Annotated in this window: 16 protein-coding genes; 11 read left to right on the top strand and 5 right to left on the bottom strand. The window is 65.3% G+C overall.

What is annotated here, in order from left to right; genetic code table 11:
* The first annotated feature begins 15 nt into the window (after positions 1-15).
* The 5 genes from petA (at position 16) to ACZK5G_RS07720 (ending at position 3,944) form a co-directional block, all read left to right on the top strand.
* Complete coding sequence (petA, locus tag ACZK5G_RS07700) at positions 16-636, top strand: ubiquinol-cytochrome c reductase iron-sulfur subunit (RefSeq protein ID WP_010486121.1); 621 nt, start codon at positions 16-18, stop codon at positions 634-636.
* Positions 636-1,895, top strand: a complete 1,260-nt coding sequence (locus ACZK5G_RS07705; protein ID WP_032128877.1) for a cytochrome b — start codon at positions 636-638, stop codon at positions 1,893-1,895. The genes petA and ACZK5G_RS07705 overlap by 1 nt, the downstream gene beginning before the upstream one ends.
* Complete coding sequence (locus ACZK5G_RS07710) at positions 1,888-2,637, top strand: cytochrome c1 (protein WP_478465915.1); 750 nt, start codon at positions 1,888-1,890, stop codon at positions 2,635-2,637. Before ACZK5G_RS07705 ends, ACZK5G_RS07710 begins: the two co-directional genes overlap by 8 nt.
* Positions 2,638-2,771: 134 nt before the next feature.
* Positions 2,772-3,407 carry a glutathione S-transferase N-terminal domain-containing protein gene (locus ACZK5G_RS07715; protein WP_032128879.1) on the top strand — a complete coding sequence of 212 codons (636 nt, stop codon included), beginning with the start codon at positions 2,772-2,774 and terminating at the stop codon, positions 3,405-3,407.
* Between the two features lie 84 nt (positions 3,408-3,491).
* Positions 3,492-3,944, top strand: a complete 453-nt coding sequence (locus tag ACZK5G_RS07720) for a ClpXP protease specificity-enhancing factor (protein WP_019659028.1) — start codon at positions 3,492-3,494, stop codon at positions 3,942-3,944.
* 85 nt (positions 3,945-4,029) lie between these two features.
* On the opposite strand, the gene ACZK5G_RS07725 is transcribed toward ACZK5G_RS07720, so the two are convergent.
* From ACZK5G_RS07725 to ACZK5G_RS07740, 4 genes are all read right to left on the bottom strand, one after another.
* Positions 4,030-4,380, bottom strand: coding sequence for a DUF3301 domain-containing protein (locus ACZK5G_RS07725; protein ID WP_478465916.1), 351 nt, complete (start codon positions 4,378-4,380; stop codon positions 4,030-4,032).
* A gap of 67 nt (positions 4,381-4,447) precedes the next feature.
* The gene (locus ACZK5G_RS07730) at positions 4,448-5,449 is read right to left on the bottom strand and encodes a DUF2272 domain-containing protein (protein ID WP_478465918.1); all 1,002 of its coding nucleotides are present in this window, start codon (positions 5,447-5,449) and stop codon (positions 4,448-4,450) included.
* A gap of 75 nt (positions 5,450-5,524) precedes the next feature.
* On the bottom strand, positions 5,525-6,376 hold the full coding sequence (gene nadC / locus ACZK5G_RS07735) for a carboxylating nicotinate-nucleotide diphosphorylase (RefSeq protein WP_049463565.1): 852 nt from the start codon (positions 6,374-6,376) through the stop codon (positions 5,525-5,527).
* Entirely contained in the window at positions 6,373-6,642 is a 270-nt protein-coding gene (locus ACZK5G_RS07740; RefSeq protein ID WP_032128883.1) for a Trm112 family protein, read from the bottom strand. The genes nadC and ACZK5G_RS07740 overlap by 4 nt, the downstream gene beginning before the upstream one ends.
* 58 nt (positions 6,643-6,700) lie before the next feature.
* Here ACZK5G_RS07740 and purE point away from each other — a divergent pair, with 58 nt between their 5' ends.
* The 3 genes from purE to ACZK5G_RS07755 all read left to right on the top strand — a co-directional run bounded on the left by purE (position 6,701) and on the right by ACZK5G_RS07755 (position 8,803).
* On the top strand, positions 6,701-7,204 hold the full coding sequence (gene purE, locus ACZK5G_RS07745) for a 5-(carboxyamino)imidazole ribonucleotide mutase (RefSeq protein WP_005412808.1): 504 nt from the start codon (positions 6,701-6,703) through the stop codon (positions 7,202-7,204).
* On the top strand, positions 7,201-8,349 hold the full coding sequence (locus ACZK5G_RS07750; protein WP_478465919.1) for a 5-(carboxyamino)imidazole ribonucleotide synthase: 1,149 nt from the start codon (positions 7,201-7,203) through the stop codon (positions 8,347-8,349). The genes purE and ACZK5G_RS07750 overlap by 4 nt, the downstream gene beginning before the upstream one ends.
* Positions 8,350-8,461: 112 nt before the next feature.
* Positions 8,462-8,803, top strand: a complete 342-nt coding sequence (locus ACZK5G_RS07755; protein ID WP_004152082.1) for a carboxymuconolactone decarboxylase family protein — start codon at positions 8,462-8,464, stop codon at positions 8,801-8,803.
* Positions 8,804-8,917: 114 nt separating this feature from the next.
* Here the strand turns inward: ACZK5G_RS07755 and ACZK5G_RS07760 are convergent, their stop codons facing one another.
* Positions 8,918-9,496, bottom strand: coding sequence for a superoxide dismutase (locus ACZK5G_RS07760; protein WP_164079887.1), 579 nt, complete (start codon positions 9,494-9,496; stop codon positions 8,918-8,920).
* A 121-nt stretch (positions 9,497-9,617) separates the two neighbouring features.
* On the opposite strand from ACZK5G_RS07760, the gene grxD reads away from it, so the two are divergent.
* From grxD to ACZK5G_RS07775, 3 genes are all read left to right on the top strand, one after another.
* Positions 9,618-9,938, top strand: coding sequence for a Grx4 family monothiol glutaredoxin (grxD, locus tag ACZK5G_RS07765; RefSeq protein WP_005408852.1), 321 nt, complete (start codon positions 9,618-9,620; stop codon positions 9,936-9,938).
* A complete protein-coding gene (locus ACZK5G_RS07770) occupies positions 9,935-10,711 on the top strand; it encodes an SDR family NAD(P)-dependent oxidoreductase (RefSeq protein WP_049399918.1) in 777 nt (258 codons plus the stop codon). Before grxD ends, ACZK5G_RS07770 begins: the two co-directional genes overlap by 4 nt.
* A gap of 232 nt (positions 10,712-10,943) precedes the next feature.
* Positions 10,944-14,159: a TonB-dependent receptor gene (locus ACZK5G_RS07775; RefSeq protein ID WP_478465921.1), complete on the top strand. Its 3,216-nt coding sequence runs from the start codon at positions 10,944-10,946 to the stop codon at positions 14,157-14,159.
* Positions 14,160-14,210 lie beyond the last annotated feature (51 nt).

A 14,210-nucleotide genomic window follows, 5' to 3' on the forward strand; every position in this document is an offset into this window, starting at 1 on the left:
ATATCGGAGTGCCGGATGGCCAACGATGGGGTACACGATCCAGTCAACACCGGACGTCGGCGTTTTCTTTCTGCCACCACAGCCGTGGTGGGCGCCGTCGGCGTCGGATTCACCGCAGTTCCTTTCATCAAATCCTGGAACCCCAGTGCCCGCGCCAAGCTTGCCGGCGCACCGGTGGTGGCCGACATCAGCGCCCTGCAGGAAGGCCAACGCCTGATCGTGGAATGGCGTGGCCAGCCGATCTGGATCGTCAAACGGTCCAAGGCGATCCTCGATGCGCTGCACGGGCTGGACGGCCGTCTCAAGGACCCCGAGTCCGGCGAGAAGGACCAGCAGCCGGAGTACGTGCTGAAGCAGAACCCCGAGCTGCGCTCGATCAAGCCGGACATCTCCGTGCTGGTCGGCCTGTGCACGCACCTGGGCTGCTCGCCGGAAATGGTCGCCGAGATCCGGCCTGAACCCTACGACCCGCAGTGGAAGGGCGGCTACTTCTGCCCCTGCCACAAGTCGCGCTTCGACATGTCCGGCCGCGTCTTCAAGGACGTGCCGGCGCCGATCAACCTGAAGGTGCCCGCGCACCACTACCAGGACGACAACACCATCATCATCGGTGTCGATCCGCAGGGGGCTGCCTGATGGCCAATATCCTCAGCCGTACCGCCAGCGGCGTGGCCGACTGGGTCAATGCCCGGGCACCGGGCCTGATGCCGGTGTACCGCAAGCACGTCAGCGAGTACTACGCGCCGAAGAACTTCAACATCTGGTACTACTTCGGTTCGCTGGCGCTGCTGGTGCTGGTCAACCAGATCGTCACCGGCATCTTCCTGACGATGCACTACAAGACCAACGCCGCCGAGGCGTTCGGTTCCATCGAATACATCATGCGTGATGTGGAGTGGGGCTGGCTGATCCGCTACATGCACTCCACCGGGGCCTCGCTGTTCTTCATCGTGGTCTACCTGCACATGTTCCGCGGCCTGCTGTACGGCAGTTACCAGAAGCCGCGCGAGCTGGTGTGGATCCTGGGCATGCTGATCTACCTGGTGCTGATGGCCGAAGCGTTCATGGGCTACGTGCTGCCGTGGGGCCAGATGTCGTTCTGGGGCGCCAAGGTGATCATCTCGCTGTTCGGCGCAATACCGGTGATCGGCAACGGCCTGACCGAGTGGATCATGGGCGACTACCTGCCCAGTGACGCCACGCTCAACCGCTTCTTCGCGCTGCATGTCATCGCTTTGCCGCTGGTGCTGTTGCTGCTGGTGGTGCTGCACCTGGGCGCGCTGCACGAAGTGGGGTCGAACAACCCAGACGGCGTGGAGATCAAGAAGGGGCCGAAGGGCAACCGCTGGTCGCCGAACGCGCCGGCCGACGGCATTCCGTTCCACCCGTACTACACGCTCAAGGACGGCGTCGGTGCCGGCTTCCTGCTGATCATCGCCGCCTTCATCATCTTCTTCGCGCCCGGTTTCGGCGGCCTGTTCCTGGAGCACGACAACTTCACCGAGGCCAACCGCCTGGTGACCCCGGAGCACATCAAGCCGGTCTGGTACTACACGCCGTACTACGCGATGTTGCGCGTGGTGCCGAACAAGCTGGGCGGCGTGCTGGTGATGTTCTCGGCCATCGCGATCCTGTTCCTGGTGCCGTGGCTGGACAAGGCGAAGGTGAAATCGGTGCGCTACCGCGGCTGGATCTCGAAGGTGATGCTGGGCGTACTGGCGGTGTGCTTCGTCTGGCTGGGCGTGATCGGTTCCGGCCCCGGCACCGATGTGCACGAGACCTACATCGGGCGGGTGCTGACCTTCCTGTACTTCGCGTTCTTCATCACCATGCCGCTATGGACAAGGTTGGACAGGACCAAGCCGGTACCGGAGAGGGTGACCACCCATGACTGAACGCTGGATGGTCCGGCTGGCCCTGACGGCCGCCCTGATGCTGGGCAGTTTCCTGGCCTCCGCCGCCGAGGGCGGCACCAAGCTGCTGCAGGCCGGCAACGATCTCGGTGACCGCGCCTCGCTGCAGCGCGGCGCGCAGCTGTACATGAACTACTGCTCCGGCTGCCATGCGCTGAAGTACCTGCGCTATTCGCGGATGGCGCAGGACCTGGGCCTGACCGAGGAAGAGGTGATGAACAACCTCAACTTCACCGGCTCGGCGATCGGCGACCCGATCCCGGTGGCGATGCCCAAGGAGAACGCCGAGAAGTGGTTCGGCAAGATGCCGCCGGACCTCAGCCTGATCGCGCGCGTGCGCGGCAGTGACTGGGTCTACACCTATCTCAAGTCGTTCTACCTTGATACCAGCCGGCCGCTGGGCTGGAACAACGCGTTGTTCGCGAACGCCTCCATGCCCAACCCGCTGTGGGAAATGCAGGGCCTGCAGCATGCCGTGCATGGCAAGCCCGAGGCCCCCGGCATGGACCCGCCGGTGACCGGCCTGCGCATCGAAACGCCCGGTTCGGTGGATGCCGGCCAGTACGACCAGGCCGTGCGGGACATCACCAACTTCCTCGAATACGCCGGTGAACCGGCCGCGCTCAAGCGCCAGCAGTTGGGCGTGTGGGTGATCCTGTTCCTGGCCCTGTTGACCTTCCTGCTGTACCTGCTGAAGAAGGAATACTGGAAGGACGTTCACTGATTCTGCCGCCGACCATCACACGGGCCTATTGGCTTTTGTGATGGTCGGTTGCACACTCGGGGAGGAGTCGACCGCTGGCACGGTGCCGGCGGCGCCGATGCGGCAGGCGGTCTCCTGTCGTGGGAGAGCCTTTGATGGCGGCGAGCGTACGCATGCGCAATACACTGACGCTGTTTTCCTCGAACGACGATGTGCTGTGCCACCGTGTACGTCTGGTGCTGGCGGCGAAAGGGGTCACGTTCGACTTCGTTCCGGTCGATCCGCAGAACCCGCCTGAAGACCTGATCGATCTCAATCCGTACCACTCGGTGCCGACCCTGGTCGAGCGCGAGCTGGTGCTGTACGCGGCGTCGGTGGTCAGCGAATACCTGGACGAGCGCTATCCGCATCCGCCACTGATGCCGGTCGATCCGCTGTCGCGTGCACGGATCCGCCTGGCCATGCTGCGCATCGAGCACGACTGGGTACCGCAGGTGCAGGCCATCCAGCTGGGCAACAAGACCCAGGCCGAGGCCGGTCGCAAGCGCCTGAAAGAACTGCTGACGGCCTCGTTGCCACTGTTCAAGGCCAGCAAGTTCTTCCTCAACCCGGAAATGAGCCTGGCCGACTGCGCGATGGCGCCGATCATCTGGCGCCTGCAGTCGCTGGATGTGCCGCTGCCGAAGGACGGCAAGGCGATTGAAGACTACGGCAACCGCATCTTCCGCCACCCGGGTTTTGTCCGCAGCCTGACCGACCAGGAAAAGAAGCTGCGCGATCTGCCGGGCTGATCCCGTCTTGCTTTACCCGTCTGCACGCCGACCGGCGTGCAGGCGATCCGCCCCGGCGGGGCGCCGGGCGCGTACACTTCACGCATGACCGAAGACTTCTTCCACATGACCAGCCACCGCCCGTACCTGCTGCGGGCGCTGGTGGAATGGATCAACGACAACCAGCTGACCCCGCACATCCTGGTCGACGCCGGCGTCCCCGGCGTGCAGGTCCCGCCTTCGGCGGTCAAGGATGGCCGGGTTGTGCTCAACATCGCCGAACGCGCTGTCGTGCGGCTGATGATCGACAACGAGATGGTGAGCTTCTCGGCGCGCTTCTCCGGCACCAGCTACCCGGTGCAGGTGCCGATCAGCGCCGTGCTGGCCGTCTACGCCCGCGAGACCGGGCAGGGCATGGCACTGCCGGATGACATTCCAGGCAGCGAAACTGCGCCGACCAGCGACGAACTGCTGCATGAGGAAGGCACGCCGCCGGACGATACCCCGCCGGCCAGTCCGCCGCCCAAGGGTCGCCCGAACCTGCGCGTGGTCAAGTAATCCCTCTGGCGCCGCCCCGATGGGCGGCGTTTTCCTTTACAGGATTTACCGGTGGGTGCCGACCGTTGGTCGGCACTCAAAGCCCTTAGACATCCTCGGCATCCTCCGCATCCGGCCGGATCTGGCTGATCCGCGCCGCGCCCGGGCCAGTGAACGAGATCAACTGGTCGCCGCGCAGCACCATGCGGCCCACGTGGCGATCGATGCCATCGTAGGAATACTCGAACTTGAACGTGCGCTCGAAACCGAGCCGGCCATCCTCGCCGCGCGACAGGCGCAGGCCGGTGGCATGCACCGCCTGGTCCAGCCATTGCACGTCGGCTGCGCAGCAGGCATTGCGTCCCAGCTCGACCGCGCGCTCGGCGGCCGAACGCGCAGCGTTCCAGAAGAAGTAGATGATTCCGCCGGCAATCAGCAACAGCAGCAGGGTGGGCATGGCGTCAGCCGTCAGAGGTCGATTCCGCAAAGATGGCGGCGAACGAGCGCTGGATCAAGCGCTGGATTCACCGCCGCGGCTGCGGTTCGCTGGATACCGGTTGCGCGGGCACGATGACCGGTTGCGGTGTCGGGGCGGGCTGCATCGGCGTCGCAGTGGGCGAGGGCATCACCAGCGGTGATGTGGCGGTCAACTGCAGCAGTGCTGCCCAGTCCTGGCGGTTGAAGCTGCATTCGTCCTCGCGGCCCGGCGTGCAGCTGGGGTCGATGCCGGTGCTGTTGCGTTCGCGCGCGGGCGGCAGCTTGATCAGTCCGGTGCGGTCCAGCGGCAGCAGGCGCATCGCCACGGTGTTCATCACATTGCCGCCGACCAGGTACAGCGTCTGGTCGCCGCCGAGATTGGCCGCGACCACCACTTCGCAATGCGACTTCCAGTGGCCGACCGAGCCATTGCCCAGTGCCTGTACCAGCCCGCTGTAGCTGAGCGTGCTGCTGCGGTCGCGCAGGAAGCACAGAAGGTCGCCCGGCGCTGGCTTGGCCGTGGCCGGGTCGACCAGCCGGTAGGGCACGCCTGACGGGCCGCCCTGGTAGGCGGTACGGATGTAGTCGATATGGCGCGGCGAGGTGTTGAAGCCAGGGACGCCGGCACGCACCATCACCCAGGAAATGAACGCCGCCGACCACGGATTGTCGACCAGGAAGGCGCGGCAGTCGCTGTCGGTGTAGCGCGTGCCCAGAGGTGCCAGACAGCTGCTGGCGCCCGCGATGCTGCCCATCGCGTTGAGCGTGCCGCTGTCACGCCAGTAGCCGGCCACGCGCCGCCAGGCGATCAGACCGTTGTCGGCAAGGTGGTCGCTTTCTGCTTCGGTGACGCTGAGGCTGGCGGCGCGCCCATCGCGGTCGATGAAAGGCCGATACCAGAGCCGATGCTCGTTGCAGGCGGTGTTGCGGATGGCCACCGCCAAGGGGCTCAGGCCAAAGCGTGGGGGTACATCGCAGGCTTCGGCGGCAGCCGCGGACAAGGGGGCGGCTGCCAGCAGCAGGCAGGCAGGCAAGAGCATCCGGCGCATGCGCGGCTCCTGTGGGGGATGACCGCAGCGTCGCAGCGCTGTCGTGAACGCCGGGTGTGAGAACCGGGTCAGGCCTCAGCCCGGCGGCGGGCCCAGCTTCAGCGACAGATCAATCGCCTGCACGTGCTTGGTCAGGCCGCCAATGGAGATGCAATCGACGCCGTCCTCGGCGATCGAACGCAGGCCACCCAGGCCCACGCTGCCGGACACTTCCAGCGGAATGCGGCCCGCCGTGATGCGCACCGCCTCGCGGCGCAGGTCGGGGCTGAAGTCATCCAGCAGGATGCGTTCGCAACCAGCCTCCAGCGCCTGGCGCAGCTGCGCAAGATCCTCGACCTCGACCACCAGCGGCAACCCAGGCCATTGCCGGCGTGCGGCAGCCACGGCTGCGGCCAGTGAACCGGCAGCGCGGATGTGGTTTTCCTTCAGCATCACCGTGTCGTACAGGCCGAAACGATGGTTCTCTCCACCGCCGCAGCGCACCGCGTACTTCTGCGCCAGGCGCAGGCCGGGCAGGGTCTTGCGGGTGTCGAGGATGCGCGTGCCGGTGCCGGCCACAGCCGCCACGTAGCGCGCGGTGGTCGTGGCGGTGCCGGACAGCGTCTGCAGGAAGTTCAGCGAAGTGCGCTCGGCGCTCACCAGGCTGCGGCTGCGCCCGTGCAGCAGCGCCAGTACGGTGCCGGCGGTGACCGTGTCGCCCTCGGAGACATGCCATTCGATGCGCACGTCCGGGTCGAGCGCGCGATGGGTGGCGTCGAACCAGGGGCGGCCGGCGATCACCCCGTCCTGCTTGCACAGCAGGTAGGCGCTGTCGGCCTGGTCGGGCAGCAGGGCGGCGGTGACGTCGCCGCTGCCCAGGTCCTCGGCCAGCGCACGCGCGACATCGGCGGCGACAACGGCCGCATCCGGCGTCGGCAGCGCGCTCATGCGGCCGGGAAGTCGGCGATCTGGGCGGTCGGGATGGCTTCCTCGGCCAGCAGCACCGGGATGCCGTCGTCAACGCGGAACACCTGCTTGCGGTCGCGGGTGACCAGCGCTTCGCGCAGCGGCTGCGCCAGCGGGTTGCCATCGGCCTTGTTCACCGCGCCGGTGGAAATGGCCTTGTTGAGGGCTTCCAGGCCCTTGCCATCCAGCAGGGACAGGGGCTGGCGGGTGTCCGGTGACACCAGCAGGTCGAGCAGCTTGCGATCCATGGTTCTTCGTCTTGCGTGGAAGATGGCTAGAATACGTCTTTAAGGCAGGTGACGGCCAATGACCCCCAACCCGATCGCGCCGCTTGTCGGCATCGTCATGGGTTCCCGTTCCGACTGGGAAACCATGCAGCACGCCGCCCAGAAGCTTGAAGCTCTGGGTGTTCCGTTCGAAGTGAAGGTAGTGTCCGCGCATCGGACGCCGGATGTGTTGTTCAGTTACGCCGAGCAGGCGGGCCCGCGTGGCCTGCGCGCGATCATCGCCGGTGCCGGCGGGGCCGCGCACCTGCCGGGCATGATCGCCGCCAAGACCGCCGTGCCGGTGCTGGGCGTGCCGGTGCAGTCCAAGGCCCTCAACGGCATGGATTCGCTGCTGTCGATCGTGCAGATGCCAGCCGGCATCCCGGTCGCCACCTTCGCCATCGGCAATGCTGGCGCCTCCAACGCCGCGCTGTTCGCCGCCGCGATGCTGGCCAGTGACCAGCCGGCGATCGGCCAGGCGCTCGACGCGTTCCGCGCACGCCAGACCGAAGACGTGATGGCCCACGACGATCCGCGCCAATGAGCCTGACCGTCGGCATTCTGGGCGGCGGCCAGCTCGCCCGCATGATGGTACTGGCCGGTGCGCCGCTGGGATTGCGCTTCGAACTGTACGACCCCGCAGCCGACGCCTGCAGCGGCCCGCTGGCGTCGCTCACCGTCGGTGCCTTCGATGACCGCCAGGCGCTGGCGGATTTCGCGGCCAAGGTCGACGTGGTCACGTTCGATTTCGAGAACGTGCCGGCCGACAGCGCGCAGTTCCTGGCCGACCGCGTGCCGGTCTACCCGCCGCCGGCCGCACTGGCCGTGGCCCAGGACCGGTTGAGCGAGAAGACCCTGTTCCAGCAGCTGGGCATTCCGCTGCCGGCCTTCGCTGACATCCGCAGCCGTGACGAGTTGGCCGCGAAGGCTGCCGAGTTCGGTCTGCCGTGCATCCTCAAGACCCGCCGCCTCGGTTACGATGGCAAGGGGCAGTTCCGCCTGCGCAGCGAGGCCGACATCGATGCCGCATGGGATGCGCTGGGTGCGCAGGTCGAGCGTACTGGTCTGATCCTGGAAGGCTTCGTGGCCTTCCAGCGCGAGGTCAGCGTGGTTGCCGTGCGTGGCCGCGATGGCAGCTTCGAGGCCTGGCCGGTCACCGGCAACTGGCACGTCGACGGCGTGCTGTCGGCCAGCGTGGCGCCGGCCGTGTTGTCGGCCGCCGAGCACGAGGCCGCGATCGGCTATGCCCGTCGCGTCGCCGAGCACCTGCAGTATGTCGGCGTGTTCGCGCTGGAGCTGTTCTGCCGCGATGGCGAGCTGTTGGCCAACGAGATGGCGCCGCGCGTGCACAACTCCGGCCACTGGACCATCGAAGGCAGCGAGACCTCGCAGTTCGAGAATCACCTGCGCGCTGTGCTGGGCCTGCCGCTGGGCAGCACCCGCATGCTCGGCCATGCCTGCATGCTGAACTGGCTGGGCGCGATGCCGGACCCCGCGCCGGTGCTGGCCCAGGCCAGCGGCCACTGGCACGACTACGGCAAGGAGCCGCGTGAGGGCCGCAAGGTCGGTCATGCCACGCTGCGCGATGATGCTGCTGATGCACTGGCCGATGCACTGGACCAGGTGGGTCTGGAGCTGGGTCGCCAGGCCCAGGTGGCGCCGGCGGTACACGCGCTGCGCAACCGCTGAACCCGGTAGCGCCGGCCGCTGGCCGGCAATGCAACGATGTGGCGCGCCGGTGCAGGCATCGGCGCAACATTCCCGGTGATAGCGTGGAGCTCCTTTCACAGGAGTCACGACCATGCTCGACTGGAATGCCTACCGCAAGGAACTGAAGGGCCGCATCGGCGAGATCGGCAAGCTCTCGCCGGATACGGTCAAGGGCTATGCCACCCTGGCCAATGCCGGCGCGCAGACCAACCACCTGGATGCCAAGACCCGCGAGCTGATCGCGCTGGCGGTGGCAGTGACCACCCGCTGCGACGGCTGCATCACCGTGCATGTGGATGCAGCGCTGAAGCACGGCGCCAGCCGCGAGGAAATCGCCGAGGCGCTGGGCGTGGCAGTGTCGCTCAATGCAGGCGCCGCGCTGGTGTACTCGGCACGGGTGATGGACGCGGTGGCCGCGCACGAGAGCGCGTGAAGCTCCGTACTGTTTCCCGGTAGTGCCGGCCGCTGGCGGGCGGATCGGGTATGGTCGTGCGCGTATGGGGATGCCGGCCAGCGGCCGGCACTACCCCGTGGCGGAGCCGCTGCCTCAGCGCAGCTGGCTCTCGGCGAATTCCCAGTTGACCATCTGCCAGAACGCGTCCAGATAGCGCGCGCGATCATTCTGGTAGTCGGTGTAGTAAGCGTGCTCCCATACGTCGCAGCACAGCAGCGGCGTACTTTCGCCGGTCAATGGCGTGCCGGCGTTTCGGGTGGCCTGCAGGCCCAGCTGCCCGCCCGGATGCTGCACCAGCCACACCCAGCCCGAGCCGAACAAGCCCAGTGCGGTGCGGTTGAATTCCTCGCGCAGGCGCTGCACGTCGCCGAACTGGCGCTTGACCAGCTCGCCCAGCCGCCCCTGCGGCTCACCGCCGCCGCGCGGGCGCAGGCACTGCCAGTAGAAGCTGTGATTCCAGGCCTGTGCAGCGGCATCGAACAGCGTGCCCTGGGCGTGGCGGACGATCTCCTCCAGCGACGCTTCCTCCCACTCGGTGCCGAGGATGCCGGCATTGACCGCATCCACATAGGCGCGATGGTGGCGGCCGTGATGCAGTTCCACGGTCTGTGCGGACAGGTGCGGCTGCAGGGAGCCGGAGAGGTAGGGCAGGGCAGGCAATTCGACAGGCATGGACAGGTTCGTGGCCAGGGGGGCGGCGGCAGCCGGTTCCATCCGCTTACAATGGCGGCTACCGTGGGCAGTCTAGCCGACCATCACGGTCGGTTTGTCCGGCGAAGCAAGGAGTGTGGTTGTGGCGGTAATGCAGCAAATCCAGGCCGAGGTCGATCGTTACCCGCTCGTGCTGTTCATGAAGGGCACCCCGCAATACCCGATGTGCGGCTTCTCCAGCCGCGCCGTACAGGCGTTGATGGCGGCCGGCGCGGTCACCCTGCGCACCGTCAACGTGCTGGAAGAGCCCGAGATCCGTGCCAACCTGCCGCGCTTTTCCAACCTCCCGACCTTCCCGCAGCTGTTCATCAACGGTGAGTTGATCGGCGGCTGCGACATCGTGCTGGAGCTGTTCGAAGCCGGCGAGCTCAAGCGCATCGTCGAAGAGGCGACCCAGGGATGAGTGCCTGGCCATCGACGTCACCGACCGACGGGGCGCTCGATGGCCGCCCGTTGCAGGATCGCGTGGTGCTGGTTGCAGGCGCTGGCGGTGGCTTGGGCAGTGCGGCGGCCGTTGCGGCCGCAGCGGCCGGTGCCACCGTGGTCCTGCTGGGCCGCAAGCCGCGGCGCCTGGACCGTGTCTACGCCCAGGTGCAGGCGGTCGGCCCGGAACCCCTGCTGTACCCGCTGGACCTGGAAGGCGCCGGCCCTGATGACTATGCCGAGCTGGCCCAGGCCCTGCAGCGCGAGCTGGGGCGGCTGGACGGCCTGCTGGTCTGTGCCGCCCACTTCCCGGGCCTGACCCCGTTCGAGCTGGCCGACCCGGCCAGTTTCGCCCGCGCGGTGCACGTTACCTTGACCGCGCCGGCCTGGCTGGCCCAGGCCTGCCTGCCACTGCTGCGGCAGCGCGAAGATGCGGCGCTGGTGTTTGCGGTCGATGCCCCCGACCGGGTCGGGCAGGCTTACTGGGGCGGTTACGGTGTGGCCCAGCATGGCCTGCGTGGCCTGATCGCCAGCCTGCATGACGAACTCGGCCGCAGCCCGGTACGGGTCAGTGGCCTGTACCCCGGCCCACTGCGCACAGCCCTGCGGGCCCGGGCGTATTCCGTCGACCAGGACCCGGCCGCCCAAGGCCCGGAGGCCGCCGCCGCTGCGGCCGTGACCCTGTTGTCCGGTGCTGGCGCCACCTGGCGCGGCCGGATTCTCGATGCCAGCGGGGCGTCCCCGGCCGAGTGAGCGCCGGGGAAAGGCGGAGTGAAGAACCCGTCACGATTGCGTTGCGATCCGGTGCCGTTTGTCGCACAACCGTCACATTGAAGGCGTAGCGTGTTAATCTAGTGTTAACCGTTGTGGCTTCCTTCAGCCAAGCGGTAGGGAACCCCAGATAAATGTCCGACCAGCCACCCGCAGGGCTGTTTGGATGCGCTTTTTTTCCGCCATCGCCAACTCGCATCGAGGCTACCGAAAAATGACCCACCCACTCCGGATGTCCAAGCTCACCCTTGGTCTCGTGGCTGCGCTCGCCGCCGCTCCCGCCTTCGCCCAGAGCACCTCTGCCGGTGTCGGCGGCCAGGTGATGTCCGCCGCAGGCCAGCCTGTGGTCGGCGCTGAAGTCACCATCACCCACACCGAGTCGGGCACCGTTTCGCGTGCCACCACCGATGCGTCGGGTCGCTACACCGCGCGCGGCTTGCGCGTGGGTGGCCCGTATACCATCACCATCACCAAGCCGGGTGCAGGGACCAAGACCGAAGAGGGAGTCTTCCTGAACCTGAACCAGGTCAACACGGTCAACGCCAACCTGGGCGGTGATCTGGCTGCAACGAACCTGGATGCCGTGAACGTTGTTGCCACTGCCGGTTCGAGCGTCTTCAGCTCGGAAAACAAGGGCGTGGGTACCTCGGTTGACGGCCGCAAGCTGGAGCTGGCGCCGAAGGGCAATCGTTCGTTGGATGACGTCGCTCGTCTGGATCCGCGCATCAGCGTGACTGACCAGGCCACCGGCGCAATCTCGGTCGCGGGTATCAACAACCGCTACAACAAAATCTCGGTCGACGGCCTGTCTCAGGGTGACCCGTTCGGCCTCAACGCCAACGGCATGCCGTACACCGGCTCGCCGATTTCGGTGGACACGATTGCTGCCTACGACATCAAAGTCAGCGACTATGACGTGTCTCAGGACGTGGTCGGCGCCGCGATCAATGCGGTCACCAAGTCTGGTACCAATGAGTTCCACGGCTCGGCGTACTACGTGTACAAGAAGGCCGACAGCATGGTGGGCAAGCGCAACGGCGAGGACTACGATGCTTTCGGCAAGGACACCACCAAGGGCTTCACCCTGGGCGGTCCGATCCTGAAGGATCGCCTGTTCTTCTTTGGGTCGTATGAAGAACAGGAAATCACCGATTTCGGTGGCGCGGCGTCTTCCGACGGTCTGAGCACTGGTGCGGTGACCCGCGCGGAGATCGACCGGGTCATCGACATTTCCAAGAACAAGTACGGGATCGACCCGGGTACCTATGGTGCAGCCGGTGGCGTGAATCTGACCAACAAGCGCTATCTGGGCAAAATCGACTGGAACATCAACGACTCACATCGCGCCAGCCTGACCTACCAGCAGACTGAGGAGTCGCTGCCGCAGCCGTACGACAGCAACGCAAATTCTGTGATTCTTACCAGTCGTTGGTTCACCAAGACCAGCGAGACCAAGAACACTGCACTGCAGCTGTTCAGTGATTGGACCGACAACTTCACCACGGAGGCCAAGTTCAGCTACCAGAAGTTCGAACAGGTCTCGGGAGCTTCGCAGAACCTGCCGACCATCAATGTGGGTGTGGCCAGCACCCAGTCTGGCTCGAGCAACGGTGTGCGCCTGGGTGAAGATCGCAACCGACACGAGAATGCGATCAACACCAAGAAGAAGACCGCCTCGATCTTTGGTACCTACTACGCTGGCGATCACACTATCAAGGGTGGTTTCGACTATGAAGATACCGACGCGTTGAATCTGTATGGCCGAGATCTGCACGGCGTGTATACCTTTGACAGCATCGCTGACTTCGAAGCAGGCAAGTACTACCGCTACGATGTGCGCCGCCCGATCGGTGGGTACTCCGAAGCCGACACTGCAGCTGCGATTGGTTTCACCATGTTCAGCCCGTACCTGCAGGATACTTGGCAGGTAAATAACAACCTGTCGATCACCTATGGTGTGCGCGCCAATATCCCGAAGGCCGACAAGGCGCCGCCGCGCAAGCCGGGCTTCGAGGAAACCTTCGGCTTCCGAAATGACTACAAGCTCGGCAGCAGCAATAAGGTGATCATGCCGCGCTTCTCGTTCAACTACACCTTCGATACCGAGCGCTACTCGCAGCTGCGCGGTGGCGTGGGCCTGTTCCAGTCAGTCCCGCCGTTCGTCTGGCTTGCCAATCCGTACCAGAACAACGGCATGACCTCGGCTTCGTTCTGCGCCTATGGCAACACCGTGGTTCGCGGCTGTGTTCCGAACAACGGCCAGTACGCGTTCAGCCCGGATGCATTCAACCAGCCGTTCCCGAGCGGTGCAGCCGCGCCGACCAATGCGCAGATGGATTCCATTGATCCGGACTTCAAACTGCCGACCGTCTGGAAGGCTAGCCTGGGCTACGATCATGAGCTGCCGTGGATGGGGCTGGTGGGCACTGTCGAAGTGCAGTACCTGAAGAACAAGGATGCAGTGTTCTACAACGCTCTGAATATCGGAACGCCGAACGGCCAGCTGTTCGACGGTCGTGACAGCTACTGGGTCACTCCGGGCGGCGTGAAGAACAATGGCAGCAAGCCGGGTTACACCACCAACTCGACCTACCTGACCAACTCCGACAAGGGTAGCTCCACTGCAGTCACCTTCTCGCTCGACAAGCCGATGGCGAATGGTTGGTACGGCAACCTGTCCTACACCTACACCAAGGCAACGGAGGTGGGTTCGGACACCAGTTCACAGGCCTGGTCGAGCTACCAGTTCGTTTCGCGCCTGAACCCGAACGAGGAGTATGCCGGCACCGCCACTCGCGAGATCCGCAATCAGATCAAGCTGTCGTTGGGTTGGGAGCACGCGTTCTTCGGTGACTACAAAACCAGCATTACCGGCTTCTACACTGGTCGCAACGGCCTGCCTTACACGTGGCTGGTTGATGGTGACATGAACGGTGACGGCATTTTCCAGGATCCCGCGTACATCCCGCTGCTGAATGACGCCAAGGTTTCGTACGTGAAGGGCAATCGCGCCGCAACCGCCGACGAGATCGCCGAGTTCCAGCGCCGCATTGACGAAAATCCGTACCTGGCAGCGCGTCGCGGTTCGGTCGCCGAGCGCAATGGTGCCCGCAACCCGTGGGTCAATCAGCTGGATGTGGCCATCCAGCAGGAACTCCCGGGCTTCTTCAAGGAGCACAAGTCGATCCTGCGCCTGGATATCTACAATTTCCTGAACATGCTGGACAAGAGCTGGGGTCGGACCCGCAACGCGTCTGACTTCGATACTCGCTACCTGACCACTGGCAAGGTCAAGGCCGACGGTTCGTACGAGTACGATCTGGGTCGCAACTCGCCGCAGGAACTGCGTGAGTACGATTTCAGCTCGGGCTACCCGTCACGCGTCGTTTCGCGTTGGTCTGCAATGCTGACCCTGCGTTACGAGTTCTGATCCATCAGAGCTTGAAGCAGTAAGTGGAAACGGCCGGGGAAACCCGGCCGT

This window comes from Stenotrophomonas sp. 62841_Sma (assembly GCF_056482945.1).